General features: G+C 28.5%; 17 protein-coding genes and 1 other annotated feature. Of the genes, 14 read left to right on the top strand and 3 right to left on the bottom strand.

Going from position 1 to position 18,062, the window contains the following annotated elements; genetic code table 11:
• Window positions 1-51 precede the first annotated feature (51 nt).
• The 4 genes from JYG23_RS08640 to JYG23_RS08625 are packed head-to-tail and all read left to right on the top strand — an operon-like array spanning window position 52 to window position 3,995.
• Complete coding sequence (locus tag JYG23_RS08640; RefSeq protein ID WP_207235249.1) at window positions 52-720, top strand: response regulator transcription factor; 669 nt, start codon at window positions 52-54, stop codon at window positions 718-720.
• Window positions 721-730: 10 nt separating this feature from the next.
• A complete protein-coding gene (locus JYG23_RS08635; RefSeq protein ID WP_207235248.1) occupies window positions 731-2,008 on the top strand; it encodes a cell wall metabolism sensor histidine kinase WalK in 1,278 nt (425 codons plus the stop codon).
• 13 nt (window positions 2,009-2,021) lie between these two features.
• Window positions 2,022-3,188, top strand: a complete 1,167-nt coding sequence (locus JYG23_RS08630) for an O-antigen ligase (RefSeq protein ID WP_207235247.1) — start codon at window positions 2,022-2,024, stop codon at window positions 3,186-3,188.
• A 24-nt stretch (window positions 3,189-3,212) separates the two neighbouring features.
• Window positions 3,213-3,995, top strand: a complete 783-nt coding sequence (locus tag JYG23_RS08625; RefSeq protein WP_207235246.1) for a sugar phosphate isomerase/epimerase — start codon at window positions 3,213-3,215, stop codon at window positions 3,993-3,995.
• Between the two features lie 70 nt (window positions 3,996-4,065).
• On the opposite strand, the gene JYG23_RS08620 is transcribed toward JYG23_RS08625, so the two are convergent.
• Entirely contained in the window at window positions 4,066-4,938 is an 873-nt protein-coding gene (locus JYG23_RS08620; protein ID WP_207235245.1) for a DegV family protein, read from the bottom strand.
• 134 nt (window positions 4,939-5,072) lie between these two features.
• On the opposite strand from JYG23_RS08620, the gene pgeF reads away from it, so the two are divergent.
• On the top strand, window positions 5,073-5,885 hold the full coding sequence (gene pgeF / locus JYG23_RS08615) for a peptidoglycan editing factor PgeF (RefSeq protein WP_207235244.1): 813 nt from the start codon (window positions 5,073-5,075) through the stop codon (window positions 5,883-5,885).
• Window positions 5,886-5,959: 74 nt separating this feature from the next.
• Here pgeF and JYG23_RS08610 read toward each other — a convergent pair whose 3' ends face one another.
• A complete protein-coding gene (locus tag JYG23_RS08610; RefSeq protein ID WP_207235243.1) occupies window positions 5,960-6,190 on the bottom strand; it encodes a hypothetical protein in 231 nt (76 codons plus the stop codon).
• Window positions 6,191-6,255: 65 nt separating this feature from the next.
• Window positions 6,256-8,055, bottom strand: a complete 1,800-nt coding sequence (locus tag JYG23_RS08605; RefSeq protein ID WP_207235242.1) for a sigma 54-interacting transcriptional regulator — start codon at window positions 8,053-8,055, stop codon at window positions 6,256-6,258.
• A gap of 228 nt (window positions 8,056-8,283) precedes the next feature.
• Window positions 8,284-8,514: a binding site (T-box leader), on the top strand.
• Between the two features lie 43 nt (window positions 8,515-8,557).
• On the opposite strand from JYG23_RS08605, the gene metG reads away from it, so the two are divergent.
• The 9 genes from metG (at window position 8,558) to JYG23_RS08560 (ending at window position 18,040) form a co-directional block, all read left to right on the top strand.
• The gene (gene metG / locus JYG23_RS08600) at window positions 8,558-10,546 is read left to right on the top strand and encodes a methionine--tRNA ligase (protein WP_207235241.1); all 1,989 of its coding nucleotides are present in this window, start codon (window positions 8,558-8,560) and stop codon (window positions 10,544-10,546) included.
• 37 nt (window positions 10,547-10,583) lie between these two features.
• Window positions 10,584-11,138 carry a hypothetical protein gene (locus JYG23_RS08595; protein ID WP_207235240.1) on the top strand — a complete coding sequence of 185 codons (555 nt, stop codon included), beginning with the start codon at window positions 10,584-10,586 and terminating at the stop codon, window positions 11,136-11,138.
• Window positions 11,139-11,906: a TatD family hydrolase gene (locus tag JYG23_RS08590; protein WP_207235239.1), complete on the top strand. Its 768-nt coding sequence runs from the start codon at window positions 11,139-11,141 to the stop codon at window positions 11,904-11,906.
• Window positions 11,907-11,920: 14 nt separating this feature from the next.
• Window positions 11,921-12,472 (top strand): ribonuclease M5, encoded by a 552-nt coding sequence (gene rnmV / locus JYG23_RS08585; RefSeq protein ID WP_207235238.1) that lies wholly within the window; start codon window positions 11,921-11,923, stop codon window positions 12,470-12,472.
• Between the two features lie 3 nt (window positions 12,473-12,475).
• Window positions 12,476-13,333: a 16S rRNA (adenine(1518)-N(6)/adenine(1519)-N(6))-dimethyltransferase RsmA gene (gene rsmA / locus JYG23_RS08580; RefSeq protein ID WP_207235237.1), complete on the top strand. Its 858-nt coding sequence runs from the start codon at window positions 12,476-12,478 to the stop codon at window positions 13,331-13,333.
• Window positions 13,334-13,432: 99 nt separating this feature from the next.
• Window positions 13,433-14,887, top strand: coding sequence for a basic amino acid/polyamine antiporter (locus JYG23_RS08575; RefSeq protein WP_207235235.1), 1,455 nt, complete (start codon window positions 13,433-13,435; stop codon window positions 14,885-14,887).
• Window positions 14,888-15,046: 159 nt separating this feature from the next.
• Complete coding sequence (locus JYG23_RS08570; protein ID WP_207235234.1) at window positions 15,047-15,469, top strand: hypothetical protein; 423 nt, start codon at window positions 15,047-15,049, stop codon at window positions 15,467-15,469.
• A gap of 5 nt (window positions 15,470-15,474) precedes the next feature.
• A complete protein-coding gene (locus JYG23_RS08565) occupies window positions 15,475-16,830 on the top strand; it encodes a peptidoglycan-binding protein (protein ID WP_207235232.1) in 1,356 nt (451 codons plus the stop codon).
• 184 nt (window positions 16,831-17,014) lie between these two features.
• Window positions 17,015-18,040: a hypothetical protein gene (locus JYG23_RS08560; protein WP_207235226.1), complete on the top strand. Its 1,026-nt coding sequence runs from the start codon at window positions 17,015-17,017 to the stop codon at window positions 18,038-18,040.
• Window positions 18,041-18,062 lie beyond the last annotated feature (22 nt).

Raw genomic sequence — 18,062 nt, 5'->3', positions numbered from 1 at the left:
TATATAATTATTATAATGGATAAATATAAATTAGATAAAAGGAGTAACTTTATGAGAGTGTTGATAGTAGAAGATGAAGTGAAAATAACTCAAGCGTTGAATTTTTTGTTTTCTAAACAAAAGATAAATGTAGATATAGCCAATGATGGTGATGAAGGATTACTACTTGCTAAAAAAGATATATATGATGTTATAGTTTTAGATATAATGTTGCCAGGTACAAATGGTATAGAAATATTAAAAACAATGCGAAGAGCTGGAAATAAAACTCCGGTTATAATGCTAACGGCAAAAGATACAATAGATGATAGAGTATTTGGACTTGAGCAGGGTGCAGATGATTATTTGGTTAAGCCATTTGCAACAAAGGAACTTATTGCTCGTGTGAAAGCACTTTCTAGAAGAAAAAACACAGAATTTATAGGTGAAATATATGAGTTTGAAGGTATTAAATATGATGTGAAAAACTATCTTTTATATGTGGATAATTGTGAGTTCAAAATACCATTAAAAGAAGCTATGCTTATGGAGATGTTTATCAAAAAACCTAAGCAAGTTTTTACTAGAGAGCAAATTATTGATAGAATATGGGGACTTGAATCAGATATTTTAGAAAGCAATATTGAAATATATGTGCACCATCTTAGGAAAAGACTAAATCATACTGGAGCTAAAATTGAAACAGTCCGTGGTGTAGGTTATATGTTAAAAGAAAAGTAGGTATTAATATATGTTTAGAAAACTTCACATAAAGCTAACTGTATATATGGGTATAGCTCTAACATTCTTTATGATATTTGTTATATCAGGTATATATTTTATAACAAAAATAGTATACGAGGATCAAACACGTAAAATAATGGAGCAGGAAGCAATAAAGGTGCAAATTTACAACAATGATCCTATAAAAATAGAAGATTTAATAACTAATGCAAGATATAAAGCATTACAGTCTAGAATTTTATATTTTGGCAAAGAGGATTTAAGGTCTAATTATATTTCTTATGATAAATCATTAAATATACTGCATGTTAAAGGTGAGGATGAAGGTATAGTTAAAAACATCATTGATTTTGCAATAGAATCTTTAGCAGAAAAAAAAGATAGTTATAACAGAAAGGATATTGATGGAAAAACATATAGAATATATACAAAATATATTGCTAGTTTAAGCACTCCAAGAGTTATACAGATATATGAAAATTCAGAGGGTGAAAATTATTTTTGGATGTTCTTAAAAACAGTATTATTGTTGATTGGGGCTATAGCATTAGTTTTACTTTTAACAATAAGTTATATTTTCACAGGTAAAGCTCTTAAACCAGTGAAAGAAACATGGCATAAACAGAAAGAATTTATTGCTGATGCATCACATGAACTTAGAACGCCATTAACAGTTATACAAACAAATCTTGATGTTATGATGTCTGATGAAGAAGGAACAATTATAGAAAATGAAATGTGGTTAGATAATGCGTATTCCGAAACACAAGTTATGGCTAACCTTATAGATCAATTGCTAACTTTAGCAAAAGTTGATGCAAATGAAACTAAGATGGAATGGTTGGAATTATCATTAACTGAAATTGTTGAAAATGTAACGGATAATATGGATATAATGGCTAAAAATAAAAACTTGAAAATGGTGACAGATATACAAGACGATGTTATAATAAAAGGCGACTATGATAAAATAAGAAGATTAGTAGTAATTTTAGTAGACAATGCGATCAAATATACTGAAGAAGGTTTTGTCAGTGTAAAGTTGAGTATTGAAAAAAATAAAAAAGTATTGTATATACAGGACTCAGGTTTAGGAATATCAAATGATGATCAAAAAAGAATATTTGATAGATTCTTTAGGAGCGATAAAGCGAGAAATAGAAAATTTGGTGGAACGGGTTTAGGCTTAAGTATAGCTAAGTGGATAGTTAATTCTCACAGAGCTTCAATTGATGTTGAAAGTAAAATCGGAGAAGGTAGTACGTTTATAGTTAAATTTAATTAGGATTTGGTAAATTATGAAAAAAATTAACACAATATTTCTGCTGTTAATAATGTCAGTATTATTTGCACCTTTAGCGTATATTTTCGTCATTGTGTTATTTATTAGAAATATTATTAATAATAAAGCTTTTGGAGTCAAAAATTTAAAACAAAACAAAGTTTTAAGTGTCATATTTTTTTGGTATATAATAGTTACAATATTGTCACAATATAAGCTTATTTCAACGTTTTTTTTGCTTATAATAACAATATGTATAATAATCGTTATATATGTTTCAAAAAATTATAATACAATAGACAAAGATAAATTATTAAAGATTTTTTATATAGTATCATTAATAACATATGCAATTGGTATATTTCAAATGGTTAATCCAAATGTAATTATGCCTGCTAAGTGGGTTGATTTATCGCAATATAAGATTGATAAAAGAATGTTTTCAACATTTTTTAATCCAAATGTGTATGGATTTTATATAAATTTAGTTGTATTGTGTATAGTTACAAATATGACAACCAATGATAGACCTAAAGATATTAGAATGTTGGAGAATGCTACTTTACCTTTGTCAATATTATGTTTATTTTTTACATTTTCAAGGACAAGCTGGGTATCATTGATTGGTTCATTGATAATAGTGGGAATATTTACAGATAAAAAATATTTTAAATATATTATTATTATTACAGTGTTTCTTTTTATAGCTGACAATATAAGTGGAACTGGCAGGGCGGATATCTCAAAGATATCTAGTGATGGTTCTATGGCATATAGGTTTGAATTATGGAAAACTAGCATTAATATAATAAAAGATAACTTATTTTCTGGTATTGGTTTTGGTACGTTTTTTAAGTATACATCGACTTATAGTGCAACAATTACACATTATATTGAGCATTGTCATAATATATATTTGCAAATTTTTATGGAAACAGGTCTTTTGGGATTTTTAATATTTGTTGTATCAATATTTAAACTGGTTGTTAGCATTTATAAAAAATTCAAGATAGATAAAAATAATAAATTTAATAAGTTAATATCATTGGTATTAGCTATGACATTGATACATGGATTAGTTGATTCAGTACCATTAACTCCTCAAATAATGCTTATATTATCTATGATTGTAGGAGTAGTTATTGGTGAATATAGTAAGCAACTATCAGATAATTTGACTTAAAAAAATATTTATAGAGGTGTGTATATGAAAATAGGTATGCCTTCTCTTGTAGAATTTAGTACAATAGAAGAAAATATAGAATTATGCAATAAATTAAATTTTGACTTTATAGAGTTGAATATGAATTTCCCTTACAATATGATAGATAGTGTAGATAGTCAATTTATTAAAGATTTGGCAAAGAGCAACAATATTTATTTTACCATGCATATGCCAGATGATGCTGATATTGGTTCTTTTTATGAATGTGTTAGGCAAGGATATTTGAATTTGTTTTTAGATACTATTGAATGGTGTAAAAATTCTAATATACATTTAATTAATATGCATATCAACAAAGGACCCTTTATGACGTTACCTGATAAGAAGGTTTATATATATGAAAAATATTGCGATGAGTATGTTAAGAATTTTATATACAGTATATCGATTATAGCTGAAAAAGCAATGAAATGTGGTGTTACTGTATGTATTGAAAATAGTAATAATTTTATGTTGCCATTTGCGAAAGAAATAATAAAAAAATCTATAATTTATGATAATGTTAAATTGACGTGGGATGTTGGACATGATTATAAAAGTGGCTATTTAGATAAAAAAATTCTGCTTCAAAACAAAGATAAAATAAAACATATGCATTTACATGATGCTAATATTAAAAGTGATCATTTGGTTCTTTTCGAGGGTGATATTGATATAATGCAAAGAATTAAATTTGCATACGATAATAATTTAAGTATGTTAATAGAAGTTAAAACTAAGGAAGCACTAGAAAAATCTAAAAAAGTAATGGATTTAAATATATAGATTTAAAGGGTATATCATCAATAAATGATATACCCTTTAGTATTAATTAATAATTTATAATTGCTATAATCTATCGTTCTGTTCCTAAAAAAAATAATGCAACTGTACCAGGTCCAGCGTGTGTACCAATTACTGGTCCAATATAATTCATTTTTATATCTTTAACATTAAGTTTTTCTTTAACGTTTTTTGCAAGAAATTCTGCATCTTCTAAACAATCTCCATGGCTTATAAAAATTGTTTGTTCTTCTGGATTTATACAAGTTTCTTGCATCATTTTTAATAATGCATTAAGAGAAGCCTTTCTTCCTCTTGCTTTGTCAACAACTGTAAGTTTTCCGTTAATGTCAGTATGCATAACAGGTTTAATACTTAACATAGAACCTACAACTGCAGCAGTAGAACTGACCCTTCCGCCTCTTTTTAGATGAAATAAATCATCAACAGTAAACCAGTGACAAATGTTAAGTCTATTGTCTAGTACCCAATCTCTTACTTCATATATGCTAAAACCTTCCATTTTTTTATGGGCTGCATGATAAACTAAAAGACCTTCTCCCATTGATGCTGAAAGAGAATCCACACTATAAATTTTCCTATCAGGATATTTTTCTAGCAATGTTTGAACTGCAATACATGAAGAATTATATGTACCACTTAGACTAGATGAGAAACAAATATATATAATATCTTTGTTATCTTTGATATATGGTTCGAATATATCTATAAATCTTTGTGTATTGATAAGTGCAGTAGTTGAGCTTTTTTTATCTCTAAGCATGTTATAAAAATCACTAAAACTGATATCTCGACCATCTGCATAATTTAGATAGTTATTATCATTTATAGTAAATTCCATTGGTATGACATGTATATCAAGCTCATCAATCATCTCTTGTGTTAAATCAGTTGTTGAATCTGTTATAATAACATAATCGCGCATAAATAGATACTCCTTTATAATATTTTTGATGCATTTGATAGTAAAAAATTCTAGTAATAATGAATATAATATATCATAAAATAGAAAAAAAGTATATAATAAATATTATCCCAAAAAATTATGAAGAGGTCAATATGTCATATACTGTGCATTTTAAAAATAATATTAAATATTTAACTTTCCCTATACTTGAGCCATACAGCGAATTATTTCAATGCTTTACAACTAGAGTAGGTGGTGTAAGTGAAGGATGCTATGCATCACTAAACTTAGGATTTGGAACAGATGATAAATTCGATAATGTATTTAAAAATTATGAAATATTATCGAAAGCAGTGAATATAGATATAAATAATTTTGTTACAACAGCTCAAACTCATACCAACAATATTAGAATAGTTACAAATAAAGACAAGGGCAAAGGGGTAACAAAAAAAAGAGACTATGAAAATATAGATGGATTAATCACAAACGAATCAAATATTGCTTTAGTAACAACTCATGCTGATTGTACACCTTTGTTTTTTTACAACCCAAAACTTAAAATTATTGGTGTTGCACATGCTGGTTGGAAAGGAACATTATATAAAATAGCCGAGAATATGATTGATGTATTTGTTCATAATTATAATTCTAAACCTGAGGATATAATAGTTGGAATTGGTCCATCACTAAGTCAATATTGCTTTGAGGTAGATATAGATGTAGCAGAATTATTTATAAATGTAGATGAAAAATATAAGGATTTTATGTATGGTAAAGGCAGTAAAAAATATATTGATTTGTGGGCTATAAATGAATATTTATTAGTTAAGAGTGGTGTTAAAAAAACAAATATTGAAAATATGAAATTATGTACAAAATGTAATATGGATTTATTTTATTCGCATAGAGGTCAACATGGAGAAAGAGGAATAATGGCATCTGTTATGCAATTAAATTATTAATCTAAAAGTTTCTATATAACACTATAAAGAGTAGTTGCCGTTAATTATACAATTAACGGCAACTATATTATACTTTATAATATAAATTTAATACATTTAAAGATGCATGATATAATTCCAAATATAATTGCTGGAATTAATAGAAATATTCCAATACCTATACCAAGAGGTAAAAGTGAAATAATAATTCCTATTCCAACAATAGCACCAATGATAGTAAAAATAACCTTAACAGCAAAAACTCCTACTTTCAATGCAATTCCCATTACAAGTATAAACAATAATATTCCAAAAAAAGTACCCAAACTATACCTCCATTAAATAATATAATATCATAGTATTATATTAATAAAAATAAATTTAATTGTGATTAATCATTTATTAAAATTTGATTAGAAATAATGTTATATTTTTTTACTTTTCTATAAAAGGTAGCTCTACTAATACCAAGCTTTTTACATATTATATTTACACTATTTGTACTAAAACCATATATTTTTATAGCTTTTTTTATTTCGTTTCTTTCTAATTCATCAATAGTATATATATTTTCACTATATAAATGGTTTGAACAACAGCTGAAACTACTAAAATTTTTTATTTTTATAGGCAAGCTATCAATATCTATATAGGTTTTATCAGACATGTTAACAGCATATTCTAGAGCATTTTCTAACTCCCTAACATTGCCATACCATGGATATTTCTTTATTAAATCTAAAGCATCCTCATTGATTCTCATAACAGATTTATTTAGTTTGCTAGAGTATTTATTGGTAAAAAAGTTAGCAAGTAAAGTAATATCCTCCGGTCTATCTCTTAGTGGTGGTAATAAAATGGGGATAACATTCAATCTATAAAATAAATCTTCTCTAAACTCTTTGTTCTGAACCTTTTTTTCAAGATTACAATTTGTTGATGCAATTATTCTAACATCTACATCTATATATCTATTGCCACCAATTCTCATTACTTTACTATCTTGAAGAACTCTTAATAACTTAGGTTGTAGGTTAAGAGGCATATCACCTATTTCGTCAAGGAGTAGTGTTCCTTTGTGTGCAAGTTCAAATTTGCCAGGATGACCTCCTTTTAGGGCACCTGTATAAGCACCTTCTTCGTAGCCAAAAAGTTCACTTTCAAAAAGATTTTCAGGTATTGCACTACAATTTATTGCTACAAAAGGCTCTTTTTTTCTATTGCTATCATAATGCAGAGCTCTTGCAAAAACCTCTTTCCCTGTACCACTTTCACCGGTTATTAGTACAGTTGAGTCAGTTCTTGAAGCTTTTTTTGCATGATTAACAACATTTTGCATTTTCTCGCTCACATATTTTATATTATCAAATTCTGTGACAATGTTTGTAGAAATAATATTTCTTGCAGATGATATAAACTGACTTAATTCTTCTATAAAAAATACAACGGATTCTATATTTTTATTAGCATCACTGTAATATATTTTTGAGTTAATGATACCTCTCAAATATAAATCATTGTTTTTATAGCTGAAATCTTTATTTGTAAATTTCTTTTTATATTTGAAAACGCTATCAATATCAACGTTCAAAAGAATCTTATCTATATGCTTATGATTATATGAACTAATATGAAAAAGATTATTTGCTTTTTTATTGTAATAATTAATATTTCCTCTACTATCAGTGATTATTACAGAGCTATCCATTAAATTAATTACGGTTTGTAGTTGAGAAATCAACAACTTTATTTCGTTAGATTTTTCTTTGTCTATAATTTGACTAACTATTAAATTAGCCATTTTGTTAAGAAAAGCAATTATATTTTTTTCGTTTCCTAACAAAACTCTTTTTTGCTCCTCGTTAAAAGCTATTAGCCCAATAATGCCATAAACTCTTTTATCATAAATAATTGGACTAACTATTTCCGCATATTCATCACAATTTTTTTTACTACAAGACTTGCATACTTTATCCTCTTTAGGATTACGTACTACATAAGGAACGCAATTAACTAAACAATGTGCAAAAACTCCATCATTGGTTACTTGTTCACCGATATGATTATTATATTTTCCAGTTCCAGCAATACGAAATAAATTATTGTCAGTAACAGTAACATCAACACCTAACACACTTGCAATTGCATCAGCATTTTTTTGTACATTGTCTTGAATATTTGTTAGTTTCAAACATATCACCTAGCTTTCTAGAGATAATATATCATATAAATTTTTTAAAAGCAACAATCATAAAGCAGACGTACAATAAAACAAATATTACAAAATTGCAACAAAAAAATATTGTGTTAAAAAAGAGTTATAATAAATAGGAAATATTTTTTACAATAAAGAAGATAAAATGTAAAATTTGTATTGACAATATATGAATTTTTATGTATAGTCTTTATAAGAATATAATAGCATGCTTTGAAAAGAAGAGTATTTGTAAATAAGTCCTTTAGAGAGCTGTGTTGGTGAAAATCAGCGGATGAGTTTACAAAGAAGATGGACTTGGAGCATAATGCCTGAAAATAAGTAGGGTATTACGGTTGTAACCGTTATATTACTGGGTTTATTAAAACTTACAAAGGTGTGTATTGTGAGATGCACACAAATTAAGAGTGGTAACACGATAACATCGTCTCTTAGCCAAAAGGCTAAGAGACTTTTATATTTATAAGGAGAGTATATTATGAATAAAGGTAAATATTATATCACAACAGCAATTGCATATACATCAGGAAAGCCACATATAGGAAACACTTACGAAATAGTTCTAGCTGATAGTATAGCGAGATTTAAAAAACTAAATGGTTACGATGTTTATTTTCAAACAGGCACAGATGAACATGGACAAAAAATTCAAGATAAAGCTGAAGCAGCAGGTATAACACCACAAGAATTTGTTGATAATGTAACAAGTGAAATAAAAAGAATTTGGGATATTATGAATACAAGTTATGACAAATTTATTAGAACTACAGATAAAATGCATGTTGAAAAGGTGCAACAAATATTCAAAAGACTTTATGACCAAGGAGATATTTACAAAGGACATTATGAAGGAATGTATTGTACACCTTGTGAATCATTTTTTACTGAGAGTCAATTGAAAGATGGTAAATGCCCTGATTGTGGCGCAGAAGTAACTAAAGCCAAGGAAGAAGCGTATTTCTTCAAGCTAAGTAAATATGTTGATAGATTAATAAAACACATTGAGGGTAATCCTAAATTTATACAACCAGAATCAAGAAAAAATGAAATGATGAATAACTTCTTAAAGCCAGGATTACAAGATTTATGCGTTTCGAGAACTTCATTTAACTGGGGTATACCAGTGTCATTTGATGACAAACATGTTGTTTACGTATGGATTGATGCACTTAGTAATTATATTACATTTTTGGGTTATGATATTAATGGAAATCACAGTGATTTATACAAGAAAAACTGGCCTGCTGATGTGCATTTGATAGGTAAAGACATTTTAAGATTTCATACAATATACTGGCCAATACTGTTGATGGCTCTTGGCGAAGAACTTCCAAAACAAATATTTGGTCATCCATGGTTACTTGTTGGTGAAGGAAAAATGAGTAAATCAAAAGGAAATGTAATTTATGCAGATGATTTAGTAGAATTGTTTGGGGTAGATGCAGTTAGATATTATGTATTGCATGAAATGCCTTTTGCAAATGATGGTATATTAAGCTATGAATTATTGATAGAAAGAATTAATTCGGATTTAGCTAATATTTTAGGAAACTTAGTAAATAGAACAGTTACAATGGTCAAAAAATATTTTAATGGTGAAATTTTAGCACCGACTCAAAAAGAGGCAATAGATGATGAATTAATTAATTTAGCATTAGAAACTCCAAAAAGAGTAGAGAAAAAAATGGATGATTTAAAGGTTTCTGATGCAATTGATGAAATTTTCAACCTGCTAAGAAGGAGCAATAAATATATAGATGAAACTACTCCTTGGATACTTGGAAAAGACGAATCTAAAAAGGATAGACTTGCTACTGTTTTATATAATTTACTTGAGTCTATAAGAATTGCTGCAGCATTATTAAAACCATATTTACCGGAAACATCAGATAAAATATTTAAGCAAATTAATTCTGATAAAAATGATTGGGATTCTATTTCAACATTTGATGGAACAGTAGTTGGTGGAAAAGTTGGTACACCTGAAATATTATTTGCTAGAATAGATACTGCTAAAAAATTAGAAGAAATACATCAAAAATTAGGAATAAATGAAGATAAAAAAAATGAGGTAAAGAAAGTGGAAGAAAACAAAAAAGAAGTAAAAAATGCAAATCAAGAAGTTAATGAAGAGCTTGAAGATGGAATGATAACAATAGATGACTTTGATAAAATGAAATTAAAATTAGCAGAAATAGTAGAGGCTAAGAAACACCCAGATGCAGATAGATTGTTAGTTTTACAATTAAAAGTTGGAAAAGAAACAAAACAGGTTGTTTCAGGTATAGCTAAATACTATGAGCCTGAGGACTTAATAGGTAAAAAAGTGGTTATGGTATATAATTTGAAACCAGTAACATTAAGAGGAGTTTATTCTCAAGGTATGGTTTTAGCAGCTACAAAGGGCAAAAAATTAACTTTAGTTTCTACATTAGAAGATTTAGCAAGTGGAGCTAAAATAAGCTAAATAGAAAAATTATATAATAAGTTGAGGGGAGAAAATTATGTCGTTGTTTTTTATGTTAGCATTGGCTGGTGCTACTTACTATTTAATATCAGTTGCTATCAAGAATCATAAATACAAAAAATTAAATCCTATAGATGTTGTTTCATTGACAAATGATAACAGTAGTATGAGAAATATATGTGGTGTTTTATTGTTTTTAATGCTAACATTAAGTGGTTTAGCGTTAGGCTCTTTGTTTAGAGAGAATCGATTTTTTAGTTTAGAATCATTAAAAATAGCACTTACGTTGTTTTTCTTTATAGTACTATATATCCCTCTTTCTGCAAAAACTAAAGTATCAAATATAGGTATTTATAGGAATTCGACCGTTATAAGCTGGAGTGATATCGATAAAATCGAATTACCAACAGATAATAGAATAGAAAAATTTAAGATTAAGGTGACATACAAAAGCAAATATACTAAACATAATGTTATTGAATTATTGTGTAAAAGAAACAAAGAATATGATGATTTTTTACTATTAGTAGAAAAATATTCAAAAGTTAAAATAGGCAACAAGAAGAAGCAAAGAAAGGAAGTAAAAAAGTAAATGTTAATTGATAGTCATGCACATTTAGATGATGAGAAATTTGATGAAGATAGGGATGAACTAATAAATTTGCTTAAACAGAATGGTGTTGAACTAGTTTTGAATCCTGGTTGTGATGTTAAAACATCAGAAAGATCCATACAATTATCAGAAAAATACGATATGATTTATGCAGCTGTAGGTACTCATCCAGAGGACGCAGATAAAATGGATGAGGAAACATTAGAATTATATAAAAAGTACGCTTTAAATAAAAAGGTGCTTGCTATCGGTGAGATTGGACTTGATTACTACTATGATAATTCTCCAAGAGAGTATCAAAGGAAATGGTTTAGAGAACAAGTTAAATTAGCAAAACAATTAGATATGCCTTATATTGTACATGATAGAGATGCACATGAGGATGTATTTAATATTATGAAAGAAGAACATTATAGTGGTGCAAGAGGAATTTTGCACTGCTATTCTGGAAATATTGAATTAGCTAAAGAGTTTATAAAAATGGGATTTCTTATTTCATTAGGTGGACCTGTAACATTTAAAAATTCTAAAGTATCAAAAAAAGTTGCTTTTGAAATACCTTTAGAGCATCTTTTGATAGAAACAGATTCTCCATATTTAGCTCCCGAACCATTTAGAGGAAAGAGAAACCAGCCCGCCTTAGTTAAATACGTGGCTGAGGAAATTGCAAAGATAAAAGGTGTTAGCTACGATGAGGTAGTAAATAAAACTAATAGTAATTTTAAAAGATTGTTTAAGATTAATTAGGAAAGGATATAATTTTGATAAAGGAAATAATAGTTGTAGAAGGAAAAGACGATATTTCAGCTGTTAAAAGAGCAGTAGATGCAGAAATAATTGCAACAAGCGGTCTTGGATTGACACAAAAAACGATTGATTTAATAAAAACAGCTTCTGCAAATAGAGGTGTTATAATACTTACAGATCCAGATTTTCCTGGCAAAAAAATCAGAAATATTGTATCTTCACAGGTTAAAAATTGCAAGCATGCATTTATACCAAGGAATAAGGCAAATAAAAACGGTAATATAGGTGTTGAAAATGCTACTCCTGATGTTATTAGAGAAGCATTAGCTAATGCAAGAGCAGAAGTAACAGATGGTAGAACTGAGTTTAAAAGTGATGATATGATATATTATGAGCTTGTTGGTAACGACAATGCTTCAAAAAGAAGAGCAAAGCTTGGAGATATGATAGGCATAGGTTATTGCAGTGCAAAGCAATTTGTAAAAAGATTAAATAATTATGGTATAATAAGAGATGAGCTTGAGACAGCTATAACTGAGATCAACGATGAGGAAATAGGAGTATAGTCAATGGATGAAAAGAAATTATATTCACCAAGAATAATGAAGGAAATACTTAATAGACATGGCTTCGAATTTAGCAAAAGTCTTGGTCAAAATTTTTTAATAGATGGAAACATAATCAATAAGATTGTAGATGCAGCAGGTATTGACGATAATACTGGAGTAATAGAAATAGGACCTGGTTTTGGAACATTAACTCAAGGACTTTGCAATAAAGCAAAAAAGGTAATAGCAATTGAAATAGATAAAAGTTTAAAAGATGTTCATTTTGAAACCTTGTGTTATGATAATCTTAAAATTATTTACGACGATTTTATGAAGGTTGATGTAAATAGATTAATTGAAGAGGAATTTAAAGGTATGAAAGTTAAACTTGTTGCGAACTTACCTTATTATATTACTACTCCAATAATTATGAAGGTTCTAGAAGATAAAATAAATATATCAGGTATCACAGTTATGGTTCAAAAAGAAGTTGCACAAAGACTTAGTGCAAAACCAGGCAATAAAGATTATGGAGCAATAAGTTTAGCAGTTCAATATAGAGCAGATGCACACATATCTTTGATTGTACCTAACACAGTGTTTATGCCAAGACCTAAGGTCGATTCAGCAGTTATAACAATAGATATATTGGAAAAACCAAGAGTTGAAGTTAAGGATGAAATAGCACTTTTTGCTGTTATTAAAGCAGCATTTGGACAGAGAAGAAAGACAATTCACAATTCTATGAGTAGTAATTTGAAAATAGAAAAAGAAAAAGTTAAAAACGCATTAGAAAATGTAAATATAGATCCAGGTATTAGAGCTGAGCAATTAACGATTTATGATTTTGCAAAAATAGCTGAAGAATTATATAAATAACAATTTAGTATACTAAATTGTTATTTTTTTTCGTAAAAATGGAATACTAAGTCAATAACATGATTCTGACAAAATGAAAAACATTGGAGGTTTTAATGCGTGACTAATAAAAATAAAAAAACAACAAATTCTAAGGGACTTAATTATATACAACTTACAGCGGTTGCAATAGGTGCTACAATAGGTGGAGGCGTTTTTAGTATTGCTGGTGATATGGCAAGTAAAGGAGCTAATACTGGTGCAGTATTAATAGGATGGTTAATATGTGGTATAGGAATGCAAGCTTTAATACTTTGTTTTTTTAATCTTAATAGAATAAGACCAGAGCTTACTGGAGGAATATATAGTTATGCAAAGGAAGGATGGGGAGACTATGTAGGGTTTAACTCGGCTTGGGGTTATTGGCTTAGTACTTTGCTTGCAATTGTATCTTATGCTACATTGCTTTTCGCAAGCATTGGATATTTTATATCTATATTTGGGAAAGGTAATAATTTAATATCCATAGTATGTGCTTCAATTCTTATATGGATAGTTAATTACTTTGTATTAAAGGGTGTTAAAAAAGCAACTTCAATAAATGTAGTTATAACTATAAGTAAAATTGTTCCCATACTAGTATTTATTGTAACATTGATTTTTCTAAAAGCGTTTGACTGGAATATTTTTATAAAAGATTTTTGGGGTGAATCAGGTAATATGTCATTTTTAAATCAATTAAGAGCTACCTCTCAAACAACAGTATGGTCATTTGTAGGAATTGAAGGAGCGGTTGTTATTTCAGGAAGAGCTAAGTATTCTTCAGATGTTGGTAAAGCAACCATAACAGCTTTTTTAGGCGTATTAACAATTTATATTTTAGTTGCGGTTCTAAGTATGGGTGTATTAGATAGAAGTCAATTAGCAGGATTATCTAATCCACCAATGGCTGGGGTACTTAAAAGTGTAGTGGGTAGTTGGGGTGCCGCATTAGTAAATATAGGTGTAATAATATCTTTGTTAGGAGCAACCTTAGGTTATACCATTATAGCAACTGAATGTCCATATGAAGCCTCGAAAAAAGGTGCATTTCCCAAAATATTTACAAAAGAAAACAAAAATGGTGCTCCTGTTTTTTCAATATTTTTGACTAATAGTATAGTACAGATATTTTTGATAATAACATATTTTAGCTCTTCAACATATCAGGTTTTTTACTCAATATCAACAAGTATGATTTTAATACCTTACTTGTTAAGTGCAATGTATTACTTTAAAATTTCTCTAAATAGAAATAAGTTAAAAAAAGACTATGGAACAACTTTTTCTTCAAAAATAATTGGACTTATCGGTACAATATACGGTATATGGCTTATTTATGCAAGTGGGTTAATAGGATTAGGAGTTACAGCATTATTTTATCTTCCTGGTACTTTAGTTTATATTAAAGGTAAAAAAGATCATAATGAAATTTATTTTAGCAATAATAGAGATATAGCAATATTAATAGTATTAGTAGCATTAGCTTTTATTTCATTATATTTATTATTAACGGGTAGAATAGCACTATTTTAGAATAATGTAAATATACTTCGCATATATATTAGTGATACATTTTAAACTAAATATATGTAATTACGGGCAAAATTGTATGTCATCAATAACCTTCTAAGTTTGAATAGATTATATATATTGTAGTTAAGTAATATATTATATTAATCGGAAGGGAGTATAATGAAAAAAAATAGTGATTTATTAATAAATAAGATTAATGATGAAGAAATGTTGCAGAATGAATTAGAGTTAGAAGAATTGCTTAATGGTAAGGGTGGGATAATTTTTCAGGTAACAACAGCAGGAGGAAACTTGCCTATTGAAAATGCTATGATTGTAATAAGCAGACAATTAAATAATGATATATATTATGTAAAAAAGGTTTACACAGATGAAAATGGTAAAACTGGAATTATACTTGTTGATGCTCCTGCAGCTGATTTATCATTAACTCCGGGAAATTCAACTCCATTTTACACATATAAAGCTGATATTGAGGCTGATGGGTATAAATTAATTACAGACAAAGAGATAAAGGTGTTTGAGGGTATAGCATCTATTCAACCAGTAATAATGCAACCAGTATATTATAGAGGGGTGTGAATATTATGACTTTAGAGCAACCTATTATTCCAAAGTATTTAGTTGTACATTTAGGAAATCCAGATGATATGGAAGCAGAAAATGTTACTGTTTCATTTCCGGAATATGTAAAAAATGTGGCATCAAATCAAATATATCCTACTTGGCCGGATAGTTCGATAGAGGCAAATTTACATGTGATTATTAATTATGTACTAAACAGGGTTTATACAGAATGGTATCGAAACCAAGGATATGATTTTGATATAACCAACTCTACAGAATTTGATCAGGTATTTGTGAAAGATGGAGAAATATATAGAAATATAAGTATAAAAGCTGATGAATTGTTTAATGATTATGTTAGAAAAATGGGTTCGGTTGAGCCATATTTTACTTCGTATTGTAACGGCACAACGGAAAAATGCGATGGATTATCACAGTGGGAAACAGTACAATTAGCTGAAGAGGGAAAATCTGCATTGGATATATTAAAGTATTATTATGGTGATGATATAGAAATTGTTGAAAATGCACCTATATCAGGAGAGACCAGTTCATATCCAGGCATACCATTAAAACTAGGAGATATAGGTAATGATGTTGCAACTGTAGAGGTTAAGCTTAACAGGATCAGTAAAAATTATCCCGAAATACCTCAAATAGAACCAGATGGAGTTTTTGGACCAATAACAGAAAATTCAGTAAAGACATTTCAAAAGATTTTTAATCTTGAAATGGATGGTATTGTTGATAAGGCTACATGGTACAAAATCAACTATATATATACAGCAATTAAACAATTAGGTGAATTAACAACAGAGGGTATAAGTATAGTAGACTTATATAGACCATTTGCAACTAAAATTGAGCTTGGTTCTTATGGAATAGAAGTTATAGCATTACAGTATTATTTGGATTTTATCAGTTTCTACAATGATAATATAGACCCTGTTAAAATCGATGGAATATTTGGAGAAGAAACAGAAAAATCATTAAAGCAGTTTCAAAAGGAATATGGACTAGAAGTTAACGGAATTGTTGATATTAAAAATCAAAGAAAACTTGAACAGGTATATGATGAGATATATAACAGCATACCTCCTGAAACATTAAGTGAGTATGTTGACATCTATCCTGGATATGTATTGTATTTAGGTTTATCTAACGAAAAAGTCTCTTTAATACAGAAATACTTAAAACAAATATCTGAAAATACTGATTATGTTTCACCTGTTAAAGTTACAGGTGTATATGATACTCAGACTGACAAAGCAGTACGTCAAATCCAGGATAGATTTGGAATACCTATAACAGGTACGGTAGGTCCTGTTACATGGTATCGGATTATCCAGCTCAAGGATAGTTATCAAGAATATTAAAAAATAAAAGATTACACTTAACTAAGTGTAATCTTTTGCATAATATCTTATTTCTATCTTTTTTGCTATAACCAAGTACATATTTATTATTAACAGATAGAATAATACTATTTTAGAATAATATAAATTCACCTCGCATATATATTAATGATACATTTTCAACTAAATATATGGGAGGTTTCTTTTGAATAAAAATAAAAATTATAGAATAATGAAATTTTTTGAATCCTCAGATAAATCATGTACTGGCAAAGGTTATGTGAAATTAGACATGAGAGGAAACAGAGGTACAATAACTGTTAATGTTGAAAATTTAGGGGATGTAAAAGAATCAAGCGAGGTTTTCTTATTTAAAAACAAAGAAGAAAAGATAAAAATTGGTCCTATAAATAACAAAAGAGGAAAGTTGCAAAAAAATATTCTTTTAAATGGCAAGGATGAGCCAATAGAAAACTTTAATATTTGCGGCATAGTAAGCAAGGGTAAGGTTGTGCTATATACACCTGTATTTATGTCTGCTCAAGTTAAACAGCTAAATGTTTTACTTGATATTGAAAGTGATGAAGATATTATTGATGAAAACACAGAAGTGCGTGATGAAATAAAATTTGATGATGAATGTGCTAATAAAAAAAATGAATGCGAATGCGAAGAAAGCTACAATGATGAATGTGTTGAATCAAACGCGATTAAAGGAAGTTCGTATTATCAAACAGTACAAAATACAGCTATTCCAAATAGAAAAACAGTGAATGAACGAATGTATAGAAATGAATATGAAAAAAAATTATTTGATTTGCTAGAGGGTTTTGATAATATTAATCCGTTGGCAAATGATATAGAAAGCATAAAATGGTGGAAGGTTATTTACGATGAAGGAAGCATTTATAAAGGATTCCTGCCATATTTTAATCAGATAATTTCTACATATTATCCATATCCATTAGCAAATCACGTTACAACATGCCAGTATCTAATGCAGAAGCATGGATATTATCTTTTTGGAATATATAGCGAAAATAATAATATAACGAAATTCGTTTATGGAATTCCGGGAAAATTTACACGTGATGAACAGCCTTACAAGGGAGTGACAGGCTTTAAAAACTGGTCATACAAAAACAATAATCTCGACGGAGACTATGGTTTCTGGCTAGCTTTTATAGACGCTAAAACAGGAACAATAACAGAACCTCCTAATGTTGAATAGGTTATATGTATTGTAGTTAATT

Source organism: Sedimentibacter sp. zth1 (assembly GCF_017352195.1).
Taxonomy (GTDB): Bacteria; Bacillota; Clostridia; order Tissierellales; family Sedimentibacteraceae; genus UBA1535.
The sequence above is the reverse complement of the archived record's forward strand: the minus strand, read 5'-3'. Positions and strand labels throughout refer to the sequence as shown.

What these genes read in the sequence shown, in the direction of transcription:
- JYG23_RS08590 (WP_207235239.1), top strand. Translation starts at nt 11,139, where the DNA reads ATGTTAATTGATAGTCATGCACATTTAGATGATGAGAAATTTGATGAA.
- JYG23_RS08640 (WP_207235249.1), top strand. Translation starts at nt 52, where the DNA reads ATGAGAGTGTTGATAGTAGAAGATGAAGTGAAAATAACTCAAGCGTTG.
- metG (WP_207235241.1), top strand. Translation starts at nt 8,558, where the DNA reads ATGAATAAAGGTAAATATTATATCACAACAGCAATTGCATATACATCA.
- JYG23_RS08635 (WP_207235248.1), top strand. Translation starts at nt 731, where the DNA reads ATGTTTAGAAAACTTCACATAAAGCTAACTGTATATATGGGTATAGCT.
- JYG23_RS08625 (WP_207235246.1), top strand. Translation starts at nt 3,213, where the DNA reads ATGAAAATAGGTATGCCTTCTCTTGTAGAATTTAGTACAATAGAAGAA.
- rsmA (WP_207235237.1), top strand. Translation starts at nt 12,476, where the DNA reads ATGGATGAAAAGAAATTATATTCACCAAGAATAATGAAGGAAATACTT.
- JYG23_RS08570 (WP_207235234.1), top strand. Translation starts at nt 15,047, where the DNA reads ATGAAAAAAAATAGTGATTTATTAATAAATAAGATTAATGATGAAGAA.
- JYG23_RS08620 (WP_207235245.1), bottom strand. Translation starts at nt 4,938, where the DNA reads ATGCGCGATTATGTTATTATAACAGATTCAACAACTGATTTAACACAA.
- JYG23_RS08630 (WP_207235247.1), top strand. Translation starts at nt 2,022, where the DNA reads ATGAAAAAAATTAACACAATATTTCTGCTGTTAATAATGTCAGTATTA.
- pgeF (WP_207235244.1), top strand. Translation starts at nt 5,073, where the DNA reads ATGTCATATACTGTGCATTTTAAAAATAATATTAAATATTTAACTTTC.
- JYG23_RS08595 (WP_207235240.1), top strand. Translation starts at nt 10,584, where the DNA reads ATGTCGTTGTTTTTTATGTTAGCATTGGCTGGTGCTACTTACTATTTA.
- JYG23_RS08565 (WP_207235232.1), top strand. Translation starts at nt 15,475, where the DNA reads ATGACTTTAGAGCAACCTATTATTCCAAAGTATTTAGTTGTACATTTA.